Raw genomic sequence first — 17860 nt, 5'->3', positions numbered from 1 at the left:
GCGTCCGGCTACGAGGCGGCGGAACCCGCCGGGCCGCAGGTCGCGAGCTGCGCCTCCCAGGCGAGCCGGGCGGCCAGCGTGCGGTTGGGGGTGCCCAAGCGGTCCAGGATGGTCTGCACGTGGTCCTTGACCGTGGCGGTGCCCACGGCGAGGGCGTCGGCGATCTCGGGGTTGGTCAGACCCTCGCTCATCAGCGTCAGCACCTCCTGCTGTCGGGGCGTCAGCTTCTCCCGGACCTCCTGGAGCGCGCGGTTGCCGTGCTCCCGGGCTCCGCCGCGCAGGTACCCGGTGACGACCGTCCGGGCCAACTGCGCCGGCAGCGACCAGCCGCCGGCGGCGACGGTCCGCACCGCGTGCGCGAGCGTGGCGGCCCCGCCGTCGCGGTCGGCGATGCCGAGCGCCCCGGCCTCCAGCAGCCCGTGCAGCGAGATCCGCTCCTGCGCGGGGATCAGCAGCAGGACGGGCGGCGTGCCCATCCGGCGCAGCCGCCCCAGCGCACCGAGCAGATGTTCGTGCCCGCGCACCGTGCCCAGCAGGACGACCTGCGGGCGGGCGTGGCGCAATTGCGCCGCCGCCTCATGGAGCTTTCCCGAGACGGCGACCTGGATGTCCGTTTCCTTGTTTAAAACGGCTTCGATGCCTGCTCGGTACACTTCGCTGTCGTCAAACAGCCCGATGTCGATCACGGCCCCCCCGGGTCTCATGAGCGCATGTGCCCTACGTAAGAATGTGGTCACGTATACGTCTACACCACTGGTGGGCCGTTACGCCCCATCCGATGGGGGGTAACTCCGCCCGTCGTCCCTCCGAACGGCGGATGACGTGGGGCGTGTTTGCGCCACACCCGCCGTCCGGCCCCGTCGCACGGCGGCCGGCCCCCGCCTCCGGTCGGCCTCGTGCCGGGGGGCCGGCGGCCGCGGTCGGCCACGACGGACTTGACCCGGCCCGCCCGGTCGACGGAGCTTTGGTGTGCACCACCTGCACCCACGACGGGCCCAGGGGAGCGATCCGAACCGGGCGGACCCTCCGCCCGTCGCACCGAAGGGAGGGCCCGTGGCACAGACTCCGGGATCGCAGTCCTCGCTGCACCGGGCCAACCGCGAGCGCGTGATACGGGCCGTGCGCAGGGCCGGCTCGCTCACCCAGGCGGAGATCGCCCGCACCACCGGACTGTCGGCGGCGACCGTCTCCAACATCGTCCGCGAACTCAGGGAACGGGGCACCGTCCAGGTGACCCCCACCTCCGCGGGCGGTCGGCGGGCCCGCAGCGTCTCGCTCAGCGGCGACGCCGGCATCGTCGTCGGCATCGGGATCGGCCGCACCCGGCTCCGGGTCGCCCTCGGCAACCAGGCCCACCAGGTGCTCGACGAGGAGAGCGAGCCGCTGCCCCCCTCCGGCTCCGCCGCCCGCGCCCTGGACCGGGCGCGGGACCTGGTCGACCGGCTCCTGGACCGCACCGGGGTGGACCGCGCCAAGGTCGGCGGGGCGGGACTGGGGGTGCCCGCCCCCGTGGGGAGCGCCCCCGGCGCCCGGGGGAGCGCCGCCCCGCCCGGCTCGGCCGGGGCGCGGACCGCGGAGGAACTGGGCGAACGCCTCGGACTCCCGGTCCGCCTCGACAACGACGCCAACCTCGGCGCCCTCGGCGAGCTCGTCTGGGGCGGCGGACGCGGGGTGCGCGACCTCGCCTACGTCAAGGTCGCCGACGGGGTGGGCGCCGGCCTGGTGATCGACGGCCGGCTCCACCGCGGGCCGGGCGGCACCGCCGGGGAGCTGGGTCACCTCACCCTCGACGAGTCCGGACCGGTCTGCCGCTGCGGCAACCGCGGCTGCCTGGAGACCTTCACCGCCGACCGCTACGTCCTCCCGCTGCTGCACGCCAGCCACGGGGACGACCTCACCATGGCCGAGGTGGTGCGCCTGGCCCGGGCCGGCGACCCCGGCTGCCGTCGGGTGGTCACGGACGTCGGACGGTACGTCGGTCGCGGCGTCGCCGGCCTGTGCAACCTGCTCAACCCCAGCCGGATCGTCCTCGGCGGCGATCTCGCCGAGGCCGGGGAACTGCTGGTCGGCCCGGTGCGGGAGGCCGTGGAACGGTACGCCCTGCCGTGCGTCGCCGCCCAGCTCACCGTGGTGCCCAGCGCCCTCGGCGACCGGGCCGAGGTGCTCGGCGCCCTCGCCCTCGCCCTCGACGCCCTGGGCGACGCGACCCTCGCGGACGCGTCCGTTCCGGTGAACCGCTAGCCCCGCGCCGCGGGCACCGGGCGCGCACCCGGCACCCCGGTCCGCCCCGCCGGTTTACTGCTCACGTCACACCGACCGGGGGACGCGGGGCGGCCCCGTGCCCGGACCGGCGGTCCCGGAGGTGCCCTCGTGAGCGTGCCCACCCGCCGCACCGCGGTGGCCCTCGCCGTCACGGCCCTGGCCGGCCCGCTCGCCGGCTGCGGCGAGGCCCGGCAGGTCGCCGCCCGGGCCCACCGCCGACCCGCCCGCGGCGACGCCCTGCGGATCGGCCTGCTGCTGCCCGAGAACCAGACGGCCCGGTACGAGCGCTTCGACCGCCCCCTCATCGAGCGCCGCGTCGCCGACCTCACCGGTGGCCGGGCCCGGGTCGTCTACGCCAACGCGAAACAGGACGCGGCGCTCCAGAACCAGCAGATCGAGACCATGCTCACCCACCGGGTGCACGTGCTGGTCCTCGACGCCGTCGACGCCCGGGCGGTCGCCGGCGCGGTCCGCCGGGCCAAGGACGCCGGAGTCCCCGTCCTCGCCTACGACCGGCTCGCCGAGGGACCCGTCGCCGCCTACACCTCCTTCGACAACGAGGAGGTGGGCCGGGTGCAGGGCGAGGCCCTGCTGCGGGCCCTCGGCGACCGGGCCCGCACCGGTCGGATCGTCATGCTGAACGGCTCCGTCACCGACCCCAACGCCGCCGTCTACAAGCGCGGCGCCCACCGCGCCCTCGACGGCAGGGTCAGCATCGGCCGCGAGTTCGACGTCCAGGAGTGGAAGCCGGAGCACGCCCACTCCCACATGCGCAGCGCGCTCACCGCCCTCGGCCAGGACCGCGTCATCGGCGTCTACTGCGCCAACGACGGCATGGCCGGCGGCGTCGTCCAGGCGCTCAAGGGCGCCGGGGTGTCCCCGCTGCCCCCGGTCACCGGCCAGGACGCCGAACTCGCCGCGATCCAGCGCATCGTGGCCGGCGAGCAGTACATGAGCGTCTACAAGCCCTACGCCCGCGCGGCCCGGGCCGCCGCCGACCTGGCGGTCGCCCTGGCCCGGGGCGAGCCGGTCACCGCACCGGCCGCCGTCGACAGCGCCACCGCGCGCGGGGTGCCCGCCGTCCTGGTCCCCGTCGTCGCCCTCACCCGCGACCGCGTCGCGGACACCGTCCTGAGGGACGGCCTCCACTCCCGCGACGAGGTCTGCACCGCCCGGTACGCGGCCGCCTGCGACCGGCTCGACCTGCCCGGCTGACCCGGCCGCGGCGAAGGAGGTGGTTCCCGTGTCCCCTGCGCCGGTGCTGGCGCTGCGCGCGGTCGACAAGCGGTTCGGCGCCCTGCGGGCCCTGGTCGACGTCGACCTGGAGGTGCACGCCGGCGAGGTGGTCGCCCTGGTCGGCGACAACGGCGCCGGGAAGTCCACCCTGGTCAAGGTGATCGCCGGGGTCCACCGGGTGGACGGCGGCACCCTCCTGTGGGACGGCCGACCGGTCCGCCCCGGCGGCCCGCACGAGGCCCGCGAGCTGGGCATCGCCACCGTCTACCAGGACCTCGCGCTCTGCGACAACCTCGATGTCGTCGGCAACCTGTTCCTCGGTCGGGAGCCGCGCCGGCGCGGGGCCCGCCCGGTGCTCGACGAGGTGGGCATGGAACGCGCGGCCCGGGACCTGCTGGCCTCGCTGTCCGTCCGGCTGCCGAACCTGCGGTCACCGGTCGCCGCCCTCTCCGGCGGTCAGCGCCAGACCGTCGCCATCGCCCGGGCCCTGCTCGGCGAGCCCCGCCTGGTCCTGCTGGACGAACCCACCGCCGCGCTCGGCGTGGAACAGACCGCCCAGGTCCTCGACCTGATCGAGCGGCTCCGCGCCCGGGGACTCGCGGTCGTGCTGGTCAGCCACGACATGGCCGGGGTGCGGGCGGTCGCCGACCGGGTGGTGGTGCTCCGCCTCGGCCGCACCAACGGCGTCTTCCCCGCCACCGCTCCCCAGGAGGAGATCATCGCCGCGCTCACCGGTGCCACCGAGAACGCCGTCACCCGGCGTGCCGCCCGCGACCGCGGGGCGGTGCGATGAGCGCCGACGCCCCCGAGCCCCGCCCCGTCGTCCCGGGCACCGGCCTCGCAGAACGCCCCGCCCCACCGGCCCGCCCCGCGGACCCGCTCCCGCCGGAGCCGGCGCGCGGACCCGCCGGGTGGCTCGCCGCGCTGCGCGGGCGGCTGGACTCCGGGGAACTCGGCTCGCTGCCCGTGGTCGTCGGCCTGCTCCTCATCGCCGCCGTCTTCCAGTCCCTGAACCCCGCGTTCCTGTCCGCCGAGAACCTCTCCCACATCGCCGTCGACATCGCCGGCCCCGGACTGATCGCCGTCGGCGTGGTCTTCGTGCTGTTGCTGGGCGAGATCGACCTGTCGGTCGGTTCGGTCAGCGGGCTCGCCGGCGCCGCCTTCGCCGTCCTGAACGTCACCCACGGGGTTCCCGAGGCCCCGGCGCTGGTCCTGGCCGTCCTCACCGGCACCGCCGCCGGCCTGGTCCACGGCTTCTTCTTCGCCCGGATCGGGGTGCCCGCGTTCGTGGTCACCATGGCCGGGCTGCTCGCCTGGAACGGCCTGATGCTCCAACTGCTCGGCACCAGCGGCACGATCAACCTGGACGACACCGGCCCCCTCGCCCAGCTCACCCGGTACCACTTCACGGACGTCGCCGCCGCCTACGGCCTGGCCGCCGTCGTCGCCGCCGGGTACCTCCTGGTGTCCCTGCTCGGGCTGCGGGCCCGCCGGGCCGCGGGACTGCCGTACGGTTCGCCCGCCGCCGCGGCGGCGCGCACGGCCGCCCTCGCGGTGGTCGGCTACGCCGTGGCCCATGTGCTCAACCAGTACCTGGGACTGCCGTTGGCACTGGTGATCCTGCTCGGTGTGGTGGTTCTCACGGACCTGGTCCTGCGGCGGACCGTCTTCGGCCGCCGGGTCCTCGCCCTCGGCGGCAGCGTGGAGGCGGCCCGCCGGGCCGGTGTCGACGTCGCCGGGGTCCGGATCGCGGTGTTCGCCGTCGCGGGCACCCTGGCCGCTCTGGGCGGGCTGCTGATCGCCTCCGAGATCGCCGCGGCGAACCAGGGCGCCGGCTCCGGCGACCTGCTGATGACCTGCATCGCCGCCGCCGTGATCGGCGGCACCAGTCTGTTCGGCGGCCGGGGCCGCACCTGGTCCGCCCTGCTCGGGGTACTGGTGATCGTCTCGATCCAGAAGGGCCTCCAGTTGGAGTCCCTCGCCGAACCCGTCAAGTACATGATCACCGGCGGGGTGCTCCTCGCGGCCGTGGTGATCGACTCGGCCTCCCGCCGCACCCGCCGAGCGGCCGGCAGAGGATAGCCGATCGGCCGCCGCGGACGGGGGCCTCCCGGCGAACCGGGAGGCCCTTCGGTGGTCATCCGGCGCAAGAACATTAGACTCGACGGACCCGGCGAATAGGTCGAAGAGCTCTCAAGCAAGGAGGCACGGGTGCCGCTGCTGACCCGCATCACGGGACCGCGCGATCTGGACCGGCTCAGCCCGCAGGAGCTGACCGAGCTGGCCGGAGAGATCCGGACCTTCCTGGTGGACGCCGTGTCGAAGACCGGCGGCCACCTCGGCCCCAACCTCGGCGTGGTCGAACTGACCATCGCCCTGCACCGCGTCTTCGACTCCCCGAAGGACCGCGTCCTGTTCGACACCGGCCACCAGAGCTACGTGCACAAGCTCCTCACCGGCCGGCACGACTTCTCCGGGCTCCGCACCAAGGGCGGCCTGTCCGGCTACCCCTCCCGCGCCGAGTCCGAGCACGACGTCATCGAGAACAGCCACGCCTCCACCGTGCTCGGCTGGGCGGACGGCCTCGCCAAGGCCAACCAGGTGCTGGGCAAGGACGACCACACCGTGGCCGTCATCGGGGACGGCGCCCTCACCGGCGGGATGGCCTGGGAGGCGCTGAACAACATCGCCGCGGCCAAGGACCGTCCGCTGGTCATCGTGGTGAACGACAACGAGCGCTCCTACGACCCCACCATCGGCGGCCTCGCCGACCACCTGGCGACCCTGCGCACCACGGACGGCTACGAGCGCTTCCTCGCCCGCGGCAAGGAACTCCTGGAGCGCACCCCGGTCGTCGGCCGCCCGCTGTACGGCACCCTGCACGGCGCCAAGAAGGGCCTCAAGGACTTCATCGCCCCGCAGGGCATGTTCGAGGACCTGGGCCTGAAGTACCTCGGTCCCATCGACGGCCACGACATCGAGGCCCTGGAGTCCGCGCTGTCCCGCGCGAAACGGTTCGCCGGCCCCGTGATCGTGCACTGCCTCACCGAGAAGGGCCGCGGCTACCAGCCCGCCGAGCAGGACGAGGCCGACCGCTTCCACGGCATCGGCCCCATCCACCCCGACACCGGGCTGCCCATCGCCGAGGGCGGCATGGACTGGACGTCCGTCTTCGGCGAGGAGATGGTCAAGCTCGGCCACGAACGCCCCGACATCGTCGCCATCACCGCCGCGATGCTCCAGCCGGTCGGTCTGAAGGGCTTCGCGGACGCCTTCCCCGACCGGGTGTACGACGTCGGCATCGCCGAGCAGCACGCCGCGGTCTCCGCCGCCGGCCTCGCCACCGGCGGGCTGCACCCCGTCTTCGCGGTGTACGCGACCTTCCTCAACCGGGCCTTCGACCAGCTCCTGATGGACGTCGCCCTCCACAAGTGCGGCGTCACCTTCGTCCTCGACCGGGCCGGCGTCACCGGCTCGGACGGCGCCTCCCACAACGGCATGTGGGACATGTCGATCCTCCAGTGCGTCCCGGACGTGCGGATCGCCGCGCCCCGCGACGCCGACCAGGTCCGGCTCCAGCTCCGCGAGGCCGTCGAGGTGACCGACGCCCCGACCGTGGTCCGCTACTCCAAGGGCGCCGTCGGCCCGGCCGTCCCCGCCCTGCGCACCGTCGGCGGCATGGACGTGCTGCGCGAGCCGGGCAGCGACCGCCCGGACGTCCTGCTGGTCTCGGTGGGCGCGCTCGCCCCGATGTGCCTGGAGATCGCCGGCCTCCTCGACAAGCAGGGGATCTCCACCACCGTGGTCGACCCCCGCTGGGTCAAGCCCGTCGACGGGGCCATGGCCCCGCTCGCCGCCCGGCACCGGGTGGTCGTCACGGTGGAGGACAACTCGCGCGCCGGCGGTGTCGGCTCGGCCGTCGCCCAGCACCTGCGGGACGCCGGCGTCGACCTCCCGCTGCGCGACTTCGGCATCCCCCCGCGCTTCCTCGACCACGCCTCCCGCAAGGAGGTGATGGCCGAGATCGGGCTGACCGCGCCGGACATCGCCCGTCAGGTCACCGGCCTCGTCGCACGGCTCGACGGCCGCTACGACGAGAACCCGGCCGCGCCCGTCGCGGAGCCCGCCCGCGACTGAGCACCGCGGGGTCCCGTCCCGGAACGGCACCGCTCCGGGACGGGACCCGTCGCACCCGGCGGGCACCCGCACGGGTGATCGCCCGCGCGCCGCGGCCCCCGCACCGACCGCCTCTCGGTACATGTCGGAGACGACACAGATCGAGAGGCACGCCGATGCGCAGCACCCTCTTCCGGACCAAGGACGTCGAACAGTCCATCCGTGACACCGAGGCGCCGGAGCACGCACTGCGGAAGTCGCTCTCCGCCCTGGACCTCACCGTGTTCGGCGTCGGCGTGGTCATCGGCACCGGCATCTTCGTCCTCACCGGGAAGATCGCCAAGGAGACCGCGGGCCCCGCGGTGGCGCTCAGCTTCGTGGTCGCGGGCGCCGTCTGCGCCCTGGCCGCCCTGTGCTACGCCGAGTTCGCGTCCACCGTCCCGGTCGCCGGATCGGCGTACACCTTCTCCTACGCCTCGCTGGGGGAGTTCCCGGCCTGGATCATCGGCTGGGACCTGATCCTGGAACTGGCGCTGGGGTGCGCCGTGGTCGCGGTCGGCTGGTCCGGGTACATCCGCTCGCTCCTGGACACCGCGGGCCTGCACCTGCCGCGCGGGCTCTCCGGCACCCACGAGGGGGCGTTCGGCTTCGACCTGCTGGCCTGCCTCCTGGTCCTGGCGCTCACCGGGGTCCTGGTCGCCGGCATCAAGCTGTCGTCCCGGGTCACCAACGCGATCGTCGCCGTGAAGGTCTCCGTCGTCCTGCTGGTCATCGTGGTCGGCGCCTTCTTCGTCACCGGAGCCAACTACGACCCCTTCGTCCCGCCCGCCGAGCCGACGACCGGAAGCTCCGACCTCACCGCACCGCTGGTCCAGCTGCTGTTCGGCTACACCCCGTCGAACTTCGGCGTGCTGGGCATCTTCACCGCCGCGGCCGTGGTCTTCTTCGCCTTCATCGGCTTCGACATCGTCGCCACCGCGGCCGAGGAGACCCGCAACCCCCAACGGGACCTGCCCCGCGGCGTCCTGGGCTCCCTGGTGATCTGCACCCTGCTGTACGTCGCCGTGTCGGTGGTGGTCACCGGAATGCAGAAGTACACCGACCTCACCGTGGACGCGCCCCTCGCCGACGCCTTCAAGGCGGTCGGACACCCCTTCTGGGCGGGGTTGATCAGCTTCGGCGCGGCGGTCGGCCTGACCTCGGTCTGCATGATCCTGCTGCTCGGGCAGACCCGGGTCTTCTTCGCGATGAGCCGGGACGGCCTGCTCCCGCGGACCTTCTCCCGGGTGCACCCCCGGTTCGGCACCCCGTACCGCTCCACGGTGCTGCTCGGCGGGGTGGTGGCGGTCGTCGCGGGGTTCACCTCCATCGACGAGCTCGCCGAACTCGTCAACATCGGCACGCTGTTCGCCTTCGTCGTGGTCGCCGCGGGCGTCGTGCTCCTCCGCCGTCAACGGCCCGACCTGCACCGGGCGTTCCGCACCCCGCTGGTGCCCTACCTGCCCGCCCTGTCGGTCCTGGCCTCCCTGTGGTTGATGCTCAACCTGCCCGCGGAGACCTGGCTCAGGTTCGGCCTGTGGATGGTCGTCGGCACCGTCGTCTACTTCCTCTACGGTCGCCGGCACAGCCGCCTCGGCCAGGAACCGACCGGCCGGTCCTAAGCGGTGCCGCCCTTCCGGTTCCCCCGGCCGAACTGACCCGCCAGCATCACGCCGAGGCCGGCCAGGAGCATCCCGCCGCCGGACAGCGTCCCCGCGAGCCGGATGCCGGAGTCCTCGACCAGCAGGCCGAAGCCCAACTGCCAGCACAGGGCGGAGGCCACCACGAGCTGTCCCCAGCCGTAGCGCCGCGGATCACGGACGTACCGCCGGCTCGTGGGCAGCACCCATCCACGGGTGAGTGCGGCGAACCCGGAGGCGCCCAAGAACAGCGCCGCCAGCAGGACGGGCAGGGCGAGGTACAGCGTCACGTTCCCCCCTCGGCGGAGCCGGGTCCACCCCGACCCCGGTGCGATCATGGCAGCCCTCTCCCGGCGCGTCCAACGTCCCGGGAGGAGGTGGCCGAACACGCGACCGGAAGGAGTGCCACGCACATGACGAGGCTGGTGATCGTCGACGGGGCGAACGTCGTCGGCTCGGTGCCGGACGGCTGGTGGAGGGACCGGCGGGGCGCCGCCGAGCGGCTGCGCGACCGGCTGGCCGCCCTCGCAGGCGAGGGCACCCCGGTGCTGCCCGGGCCCTGGGACGTGGTGCTGGTGGTGGAGGGCGCCGCCCGCGGGACCGTCGCCGTCCCCGGGGTCCGGGTCGAGGAGGCGCCGGGCAGCGGCGACGACCGGATCGTGGAGTTGGCCGCCGCGGCGGCGGGGGAGTGCACCGTGGTGACCGCCGACCGGGCGCTCCGGGAACGGGTGGCCGCCGAGGGGGCCCGCACGGTCGGCCCGCGCACCGTGTACGGCTGAGCCGGGTGGTGCGGCGCCCGCCGCACCACCCCGCCCGGGGGCGTCAGACCGGGACGCTCGCCAGGCCCGGGGCCAGGAAGCGGCGGCCGTTGACCCGCTCGCTGATGCCCTCGCGGTCCAGGTAGGGGGTGATGCCGCCCAGGTGGAAGGGCCAGCCCGCGCCGGTGATCAGGCACAGGTCGACGTCCTGCGCCTCGGCGACGACGCCCTCGTCCAGCATCAGCCCGATCTCCTCGGCGACCGCGTCGAGCACCCGGGCCCGGGCCTGCTCCTCGGTGAGCACCGTGTCGCCCTGCACCAGCAGCGCCGCCACCTCGGGGTCCAGTTCCGGGCGGCCGGAGTCGTACGCGTAGAAGCCCCGCTTGCCGGCCCGCACCACCGCGGCCAGGTTGGGGGAGACCCGGAAGCGGTCCGGGAACGCCCGGTGCAGCGTCTCGGAGACGTGCAGCCCGATCGCCGGTCCCACCAGTTCCAGCAGCACCAGCGGCGACATCGGCAGGCCCAGCGGCTGCACGGCCCGCTCCGCCACCTCGACCGGGGTGCCCTCGTCGATGACGTTCTGCACCTCGCCCATGAAGCGGGTCAGGATGCGGTTCACTACGAACGCCGGCGCGTCCTTCACCAGCACCGCGGTCTTCTTCAGCTGCTTGGCCACCGCGAAGGCGGTCGCCAGTGCGGTGTCGTCGGTCCGCTCGCCGCGCACGACCTCCAGCAGCGGCAGCACCGCGACCGGGTTGAAGAAGTGGAAGCCGACGACCCGCTCCGGGTGCTTCAGCTCGGCGGCCATCTCGGTGACCGACAGCGAAGAGGTGTTCGTCGCCAGGATCGCGTGCGCCGGGACCACCGCCTCCACCTCGGCGAACACCCGCTGCTTGACCTCGATCTCCTCGAACACCGCCTCGATCACGAAGTCCGCGTCGGCGAAGCCCTCCGCCTTGTCGAGGACCCCGGTGACCAGGCCCTTCAGCCGGTTCGCCCGGTCCTGGTCGATCCGGCCCTTCCCCAACAGCTTCTCGATCTCGGCGTGCACGTAGCCCACGCCCCTGTCGACCCGCTCCTGGTCGACGTCGGTGAGCACCACCGGCACTTCGAGCCGGCGCACGAACAGCAGCGCGAGCTGCGAGGCCATCAGCCCCGCGCCCACCACACCGACCTTGGTGACCGGCCGGGCGAGGCCCTTGTCCGGGGCGCCCACCGGTCGCTTGGCACGCCGCTGCACCAGGTCGAAGGCGTAGAGCCCGGCCCGCAGCTCCCCGCCCATGACCAGGTCGGCGAGTGCGGTGTCCTCGGCGTCGAACACGGCCTGGAGGTCCCCGGACCGGGCGGCGGCGATCAGGTCCAGTGCCCGGTAGGCGGCCGGGGCGGCGCCGTGCACCTTGGCGTCGGCGAGGGCCCGGCCCCGGGCCACGGCCCGGTCCCACGCCTCGCCGCGGTCCACCTCGGCCCGCTGCACGGTCCGTTCGCCGCGGAGCACCTCGGCGGTCCAGACGAGCGACCGCTCCAGGAAGTCGGCGCCGTCGAACAGCGCGTCGGCGATGCCCAGCTCGAAGACCTGGGCACCCTTCAACTGCCGGTTCTGGTTGAGCGCGTTCTCGATGATCACCGTCACCGCGCGGTCCGCGCCGACCAGGTTCGGCAGCAGGGCGCAGCCGCCCCAACCGGGGACCAGCCCGAGGAACACCTCGGGCAGCGAGAAGGCGGGCACCGCCCGGGAGACGGTCCGGTAGGTGCAGTGCAGCCCGACCTCGACGCCGCCGCCCATCGCCGCGCCGTTGTAGTACGCGAACGTCGGCACGCCCAGGTCGGCGAGCCGCTTGAACACCTCGTGGCCGCCCGTGCCGACGGCGAGCGCGTCCCGGTGCCGCCCCAGCAGCCCGACGCCCTTCAGATCGGCGCCGACCGCGAAGACGAACGGCTTGCCGGTGAGGCCGGCACCGACGATCGTGCCGGCCGCCGCCTCCTCCTGCACCCGGTCGAGGGCGGCGTCCAGGTTCGCCAGGGACCGCGGGCCGAAGGTGGTCGGCTTGGTGTGGTCGAGGCCGTTGTCCAGGGTGATCAGTGCGAACCGTCCGGCACCCTTCGGCAGCTCCAGATGGCGTACGTGCGCCTCGGTGACGACCTCGCCGGGGTACAACTCAGCGGCGCGCGCCAGGAGTTCGGCAGTGGTGCTCACTTGGTGCCTCCGTCGAAGTGGGGGTTCTCCCAGATGACCGTGGCGCCCATGCCGAGGCCGACGCACATGGTGGTGATGCCGTAGCGCACTTCGGGCCGCTCCTCGAACCGGCGCGCCAGCTGGGTCATCAGGCGCACCCCGGAGGAGGCCAGCGGGTGGCCGTAGGCGATGGCGCCGCCGTACGGGTTGACCCGGGGGTCGTCGTCGGCGATGCCGTAGTGGTCGAGGAAGGCGAGCACCTGCACGGCGAACGCCTCGTTGATCTCGAACAGCCCGATGTCGGAGATCGACAGGCCGGCCTTGGCGAGGGCCTTGTGGGTCGCGGGCACCGGCCCGTACCCCATCAGCTCGGGCTCCACGCCCGCGAACGCGTACGACACCAGCCGCATCCGCACCGGCAGCCCCTGCTCCCGGGCGAAGTCCTCGGCGGCGATCAGCGAGGCGGTCGCCCCGTCGTTCAGTCCGGCGGCGTTGCCCGCGGTGACCCGGCCGTGCGGCCGGAACGGGGTCCGGAGCCCGGCGAGCATCTCCGGGGTGGTGCCCGGGCGCATCGGCTCGTCCTGCGTCGCGAGCCCCCAGCCGGTCTCCCCGGCGGCGGGGTCGGTGCGGCGGACCGAGATCGGCACCAGGTCCTGCTGGATGGTGCCGTCCGCGTACGCCTTGGCCGCCTTCTCCTGGGACCGCACGGCGTACGCGTCGGCCCGCTGCCGGGTGAGGTGCGGGAAGCGGTCGTGCAGGTTCTCCGCGGTCATGCCCATGAACAGGGCGGACTCGTCCACCAGCTTCTCGCTGACGAACCGCGGGTGCAGGTCGGCGCCCTCGCCCATGGGATGGCGGCCCATGTGCTCCACGCCGCCGGCGACGACGACGTCGTAGGCGCCGAAGGCGATGGACCCGGCGGTCGTGGTGACGGCGGTCAGCGCGCCCGCGCACATCCGGTCGATCGAGTACCCGGGCACGGTCCGGGGCAGCCCGGCGAGGATGCCCGCGGTGCGCCCCAGGGTCAGCCCCTGGTCGCCGATCTGGGTGGTGGCGGCGATCGCCACCTCGTCGATCCGTGCCGGGTCCAGGCCGGGGTTGCGGCGCAGCAGTTCCCGGATCGACTTCACCACGAGGTCGTCGGCCCGGGTCTCGTGGTAGATGCCCTTCGGGCCCGCCTTGCCGAACGGGGTGCGGACGCCGTCGACGAAGACGACGTCCCTGACGGTACGAGGCACGGTGGCTCTCCTCCAGACGCGAACGGGCACGACGCGGCCCACCCCGCCGAAGGCACCGGTGCACCGCGGTACCACTCATGCTACTTGCGAGTAACCAGCCTGCCCAGTCCCTTACGCCCACCCGGGTGCGGCTCCGGCCCGGAACGCGCCGGAGGGGGGAGCCCGCCCGGGCTCCCCCCTCCGTGTCCGTCACTCCTCGGCGGCCGTGTGCAGCGCCGTCACCAGCAGCGGCGTCACCTGTTCGACCTGCCAGGCGCGGGCCCCGTGGGCGGTCAGCGCCGCGCCCACCGACTCCGCGGTCACCACCGCCGGCGGCTCCCAGCACACCCGCCGCACGGTGTCGGGTGCGATCAGGTTCTCCGCGGGCATGGCCAGCTCCTCGGCGAGCCGGGACACCGCGGCCCGCGCCGCGGAGAGCCGGGCCGCCGCCACGGGGTCCTTGTCGGCCCAGGCCCGGGGCGGCGGCGGGCCCGTCACCGTCTGCCCGGGCTGCGGCAGCTCCGCCTCGGGCAGTGCCCGGGCCCGGTCGACGGCCTCCTGCCACTGCTCCAGCCGGCCCCGTCCGGTCCGCCCGCCGAAGCCGGGCAGCGCGCCCAGCGCCCGGGCGTTCGCGGGCAGTGCCAGCGCGGCCTCCACGATGGCGGCGTCGCCCAGCACCTTGCCGGGCGAGACGTCCCGGCGGCGCGCGATCCGGTCCCGGGTCTCCCACAGCTCCCGGACCACGGCCATCTGCCGGCGGCGCCGGATCTTGTGCATCCCGGAGGTCCGGCGCCACGGGTCCTTGCGCGGGGGCGGGGGCGGCGCGGCGGCGATCGCCGCGAACTCCTGTCGGGCCCAGTCGAGCTTGCCCTGCCGCTCCAGCTCCTTCTCCAGGGCGTCCCGCAGGTCGACCAGGAGTTCCACGTCGAGCGCCGCGTACCGCAGCCAGGGCTCGGGCAGCGGGCGGGTGGACCAGTCGACGGCCGAGTGCCCCTTCTCCAGCACGTACCCGAGGACGTTCTCGACCATCGCCCCGAGCCCCACCCGGGGGAAGCCGGCGAGCCGTCCGGCCAGCTCGGTGTCGAACAGCGAGGTCGGCAGCATGCCTATCTCGCGCAGACAGGGCAGGTCCTGGGTCGCCGCGTGCAGCACCCACTCGGTGTCGTCGAGGGCCCGCCCGAGCGCGGAGAGGTCGGGGCAGGCGACGGGGTCGATCAGTGCCGTTCCGGCGCCCTGGCGGCGCAGCTGGACGAGGTAGGCGCGCTGTCCGTAGCGGTAGCCGGAGGCGCGTTCGGCGTCCACCGCCACGGGGCCGCTGCCCCGGGCGAAGGCGGACACCACCTCGGCCAGGGCGTCCGCGTCGGCGACGACCGGGGGGATGCCCTCGCGGGGCTCCAGCAGGGCGACCGGGTCGCGCTCCGGAGTGACGCCGGTGACGTCGTCGTCCGGAGGGGCGCCCCCGGTGGTTCGCAGTGAGATGGCTGCTGCGGTCTCTTGGGCGTCTGTCACCTGTCAAGGGTACTTGCGAAAACACCGCGTCCGCCGACGGAACGTTCCGTCGACGGACGCGCGGGTGAGGGGTTCCGGTCAGTGGATGATGCCGGTGCGCAGGGCCACGGCGACCATGCCGGCGCGGTCGCCGGTGCCCAGTTTGCGGGCGATGCGGGCGAGGTGGCTCTTCACGGTGAGCGCGGAGAGCCCCATCGACACGCCGATGGCCTTGTTGGACTGGCCCTCGGCCACCAGGCGCAGGACCTCGACCTCGCGCCCGGACAGTTCCCGGTACCCGCCGGGGTGGCTGGGGGCGCCCGGGGGGCGGCGGTGCATCCGGGCGCCTCCGATGGGGGCGGCCCCCGGCCGGGTGGGTAGCCCGAGGTTGGTGCGGGTGCCGGTGACGACGTAGCCCTTCACTCCGCCGGCGAGGGCGTTGCGGACGGCGCCGATGTCGTCGGCGGCCGAGAGGGCGAGGCCGTTGGGCCACCCCGCGGCCCGGGTTTCGGACAGCAGCGTCAGCCCGCTGCCGTCGGGGAGGTGGACGTCGGCGACGCAGATGTCGCGGGGGTTGCCGACGCGCGGGCGGGCTTCCGCGATGGACGAGGCCTCGATGACGTCGCGCACCCCGAGGGCCCACAGGTGGCGAGTGACGGTGGAGCGGACCCGCGGGTCCGCCACGACCACCATGGCGGTCGGCTTGTTCGGACGATAGGCGACCAGGCTTGCGGGCTGCTCGAGGAGAACGGACACGGGGCCCTCCTGGGGTGGCGGGACGGGCCGGCGTTGGGGATGGAGCCGGGATGAACCGTCGCTTTCAAGGTCACAGACCTCTTCGGCACCAAACCCGGTCGCCTTTAGGGAAAGATCACGAATTCGTGAGAACAAATCGTGCAATTCGGACGCTTGGTCGATCGTTGCGGGCGACTGTTCGCCCATCGTCGCCCTCGTTCGCCCGGGAGTCGTACCCCGGGCCGCGCACCCCCTGCCTGCGCCCCTCGGCCCCCACCCGCGCACGCCCGCCGTGAGCGGGCGCGCCGTCCGCGCGCCCCGCCCTCAGAACGTCCGGGGCCCGCGGCGTTGCGGCAGCGTGACCACGGAGGCGTCGGAGGAGGGGGCCGGGGGCAGCCCCGCGACCTGCGCCAGCAGATCGCACCACGCGGCCAGGTGGGCGGCGGCGTCCGGTACCCCCCGGGCGTCCTCCTCGGGGGTCCACGAGGCCCGGATCTCGATCTGCGAGGCTGGCGGGCGCGGTGCCAGCCCCCCGAAGTAGTGCGAGCCCGCGCGGGTCACCGTGCCGCTCGGCTCCCCGCACCCGAGGCCCCGCCCGTCCAGGGCGCCGGTCAGCCACGACCAGCACACCTCGGGCAGCAGCGGGTCCGCCGCCATCTCCGCCTCCAGCTCCGCCCGCACCAGGGTCACCAGGCGGAAGGTGCCCCGCCACCCGTCGTGCCCCGCCGGATCGTGCAGCAGCACCAGCCGCCCGTCCGCCAGGTCCTCGTCGCCGTCGACGACCGCCGCCTCCAGCGCGTACGCGTACGGGGCGAGCCGCCGCGGCGGCGGAACCGGGTCGATCTCCACCTCGGCCCGCCCCCGGGCCGCGCGCAGCGCGTCGACCGCCGCACGGAAGGCCGGCGGACCGCCGTCCGTCGGCTTCTCGTGCGGTGCCCCCCCGCCGTTGTCCGGTCCGTCAGCGCCGTCCGACAGTCGTTCCTGAGCCGCAGCCATGCCGGGAAGGTTAAGGGGAACCCGCCCGCGGTGCGGGGAGGGACACCCGTCGGCACGAGGGCTGTCCGGATCGCGCCCCCGGCCGCATGGGAGACTCTGACCCGTGAGCGCCAACGAGATCCCCACGGACCGGTCGACCCCCGCCCGCCCGGACGTCCAGCAGTCCGCCTTCCTGAGGGCGTGCCGCCGCGAACCGGTACCGCACACGCCGGTCTGGTTCATGCGCCAGGCGGGCCGCTCCCTGCCCGAGTACCGCAAGGTCCGCGAGGGCATCGCCATGCTCGACTCGTGCATGCAGCCGGATCTCGTCACCGAGATCACCCTCCAGCCGGTCCGCCGGCACCACGTCGACGCGGCGATCTTCTTCAGCGACATCGTGGTCCCGCTGAAGGCCATCGGCATCGACCTCGACATCAAGCCCGGCGTCGGCCCGGTCATCGAGCGTCCGATCCGCTCCCGCGCCGACCTCGACCGGCTGCGCGACCTCACCCCCGAGGACGTTCCGTACGTCACCGAGGCCGTCGGACTGCTCACCGCCGAACTCGGCGCCACCCCGCTGATCGGCTTCGCGGGCGCCCCGTTCACCCTGGCCAGCTACCTCGTGGAGGGCGGCCCGTCCCGCAACCACGAGCACACCAAGGCGCTGATGTACGGCGACCCGCAGCTCTGGGCCGACCTGCTGGACCGGCTCGCCGCCATCACCTCGGCCTTCCTCAAGGTCCAGATCGAGGCCGGCGCCAGCGCCGTGCAGCTCTTCGACTCCTGGGTCGGTGCGCTCGCCCCCGTCGACTACCGCCGTTCGGTGCTCCCCGCCTCCCGCAAGGTCTTCGCCTCCGTCGCCGGGTACGGCGTGCCCCGCATCCACTTCGGCGTGGGCACCGGGGAACTCCTCCACGACCTCGGCGAGGCCGGCGCCGACGTGGTCGGCGTCGACTGGCGGGTGCCGTTGGACGAGGCCGCCCGCCGGGTCGGTCCCGGCAAGGCGCTCCAGGGCAACCTGGACCCGGCCGTGCTCTTCGCCGGCGCCGAGGCGGTCGCCGCCAAGACCGGCGAGGTGCTGGAAGCCGCCCGCGGCCTGGAGGGCCACGTCTTCAACCTCGGCCACGGCGTGCTGCCCGACACCGACCCCGACGCGCTCACCCGACTGGTGGCGGACGTCCACGAGCGCACCGCCCGCTGACGCGCCGACCGGCGGCCCCG

Annotated in this window: 15 protein-coding genes; 8 read left to right on the top strand and 7 right to left on the bottom strand. The window is 74.2% G+C overall.

Annotated elements, in window-relative coordinates:
• Window positions 1-8: 8 nt before the first annotated feature.
• Complete coding sequence (locus tag ABT092_RS04370; RefSeq protein ID WP_351239613.1) at window positions 9-704, bottom strand: response regulator transcription factor; 696 nt, start codon at window positions 702-704, stop codon at window positions 9-11.
• 349 nt (window positions 705-1053) lie between these two features.
• Here ABT092_RS04370 and ABT092_RS04365 point away from each other — a divergent pair, with 349 nt between their 5' ends.
• The 6 genes from ABT092_RS04365 (at window position 1054) to ABT092_RS04340 (ending at window position 9275) form a co-directional block, all read left to right on the top strand.
• Complete coding sequence (locus ABT092_RS04365; RefSeq protein ID WP_351239611.1) at window positions 1054-2241, top strand: ROK family transcriptional regulator; 1188 nt, start codon at window positions 1054-1056, stop codon at window positions 2239-2241.
• A gap of 129 nt (window positions 2242-2370) precedes the next feature.
• Window positions 2371-3477: a substrate-binding domain-containing protein gene (locus ABT092_RS04360; RefSeq protein ID WP_351239609.1), complete on the top strand. Its 1107-nt coding sequence runs from the start codon at window positions 2371-2373 to the stop codon at window positions 3475-3477.
• Window positions 3478-3496: 19 nt separating this feature from the next.
• Complete coding sequence (locus ABT092_RS04355; RefSeq protein WP_351239607.1) at window positions 3497-4291, top strand: ATP-binding cassette domain-containing protein; 795 nt, start codon at window positions 3497-3499, stop codon at window positions 4289-4291.
• Window positions 4288-5580, top strand: coding sequence for a sugar ABC transporter permease (locus ABT092_RS04350; protein WP_351239605.1), 1293 nt, complete (start codon window positions 4288-4290; stop codon window positions 5578-5580). Before ABT092_RS04355 ends, ABT092_RS04350 begins: the two co-directional genes overlap by 4 nt.
• A 129-nt stretch (window positions 5581-5709) precedes the next feature.
• Entirely contained in the window at window positions 5710-7635 is a 1926-nt protein-coding gene (gene dxs / locus ABT092_RS04345; RefSeq protein WP_351239603.1) for a 1-deoxy-D-xylulose-5-phosphate synthase, read from the top strand.
• A gap of 155 nt (window positions 7636-7790) precedes the next feature.
• Window positions 7791-9275 carry an amino acid permease gene (locus ABT092_RS04340; protein WP_351239601.1) on the top strand — a complete coding sequence of 495 codons (1485 nt, stop codon included), beginning with the start codon at window positions 7791-7793 and terminating at the stop codon, window positions 9273-9275.
• Here ABT092_RS04340 and ABT092_RS04335 read toward each other — a convergent pair.
• On the bottom strand, window positions 9272-9583 hold the full coding sequence (locus ABT092_RS04335; RefSeq protein WP_351239599.1) for a hypothetical protein: 312 nt from the start codon (window positions 9581-9583) through the stop codon (window positions 9272-9274). The genes ABT092_RS04340 and ABT092_RS04335 overlap by 4 nt on opposite strands.
• Before the next feature lie 123 nt (window positions 9584-9706).
• Here ABT092_RS04335 and ABT092_RS04330 point away from each other — a divergent pair, with 123 nt between their 5' ends.
• Window positions 9707-10072, top strand: a complete 366-nt coding sequence (locus tag ABT092_RS04330) for a PIN domain-containing protein (protein ID WP_351239597.1) — start codon at window positions 9707-9709, stop codon at window positions 10070-10072.
• A 43-nt stretch (window positions 10073-10115) separates the two neighbouring features.
• On the opposite strand, the gene ABT092_RS04325 is transcribed toward ABT092_RS04330, so the two are convergent.
• The 5 genes from ABT092_RS04325 to ABT092_RS04305 form a co-directional block, all read right to left on the bottom strand.
• Entirely contained in the window at window positions 10116-12245 is a 2130-nt protein-coding gene (locus ABT092_RS04325) for a 3-hydroxyacyl-CoA dehydrogenase NAD-binding domain-containing protein (RefSeq protein ID WP_351239595.1), read from the bottom strand.
• Window positions 12242-13462, bottom strand: a complete 1221-nt coding sequence (locus ABT092_RS04320) for a thiolase family protein (RefSeq protein ID WP_351239593.1) — start codon at window positions 13460-13462, stop codon at window positions 12242-12244. Before ABT092_RS04320 ends, ABT092_RS04325 begins: the two co-directional genes overlap by 4 nt.
• A gap of 189 nt (window positions 13463-13651) precedes the next feature.
• Entirely contained in the window at window positions 13652-14950 is a 1299-nt protein-coding gene (locus tag ABT092_RS04315; protein WP_351239591.1) for an HRDC domain-containing protein, read from the bottom strand.
• Window positions 14951-15028: 78 nt separating this feature from the next.
• A complete protein-coding gene (locus tag ABT092_RS04310; RefSeq protein WP_351239589.1) occupies window positions 15029-15685 on the bottom strand; it encodes a LuxR C-terminal-related transcriptional regulator in 657 nt (218 codons plus the stop codon).
• 303 nt (window positions 15686-15988) lie between these two features.
• Window positions 15989-16660, bottom strand: a complete 672-nt coding sequence (locus ABT092_RS04305) for a DUF3000 domain-containing protein (protein ID WP_351239587.1) — start codon at window positions 16658-16660, stop codon at window positions 15989-15991.
• A 103-nt stretch (window positions 16661-16763) separates the two neighbouring features.
• On the opposite strand from ABT092_RS04305, the gene hemE reads away from it, so the two are divergent.
• Window positions 16764-17840: a uroporphyrinogen decarboxylase gene (gene hemE / locus ABT092_RS04300; RefSeq protein ID WP_351239585.1), complete on the top strand. Its 1077-nt coding sequence runs from the start codon at window positions 16764-16766 to the stop codon at window positions 17838-17840.
• The last annotated feature ends 20 nt before the right edge of the window (window positions 17841-17860 follow it).

Origin of the sequence: Streptomyces sp. NPDC002490 (genome assembly GCF_040296045.1) — a bacterium.
Lineage (GTDB): Bacteria > Actinomycetota > Actinomycetes > Streptomycetales > Streptomycetaceae > Streptomyces.
The sequence above is the reverse complement of the archived record's forward strand: the minus strand, read 5'-3'. Positions and strand labels throughout refer to the sequence as shown.

What these genes read in the sequence shown, in the direction of transcription:
- ABT092_RS04370 (WP_351239613.1), bottom strand. Translation starts at nt 704, where the DNA reads ATGAGACCCGGGGGGGCCGTGATCGACATCGGGCTGTTTGACGACAGC.
- ABT092_RS04305 (WP_351239587.1), bottom strand. Translation starts at nt 16,660, where the DNA reads ATGGCTGCGGCTCAGGAACGACTGTCGGACGGCGCTGACGGACCGGAC.
- ABT092_RS04330 (WP_351239597.1), top strand. Translation starts at nt 9,707, where the DNA reads ATGACGAGGCTGGTGATCGTCGACGGGGCGAACGTCGTCGGCTCGGTG.
- ABT092_RS04350 (WP_351239605.1), top strand. Translation starts at nt 4,288, where the DNA reads ATGAGCGCCGACGCCCCCGAGCCCCGCCCCGTCGTCCCGGGCACCGGC.
- ABT092_RS04340 (WP_351239601.1), top strand. Translation starts at nt 7,791, where the DNA reads ATGCGCAGCACCCTCTTCCGGACCAAGGACGTCGAACAGTCCATCCGT.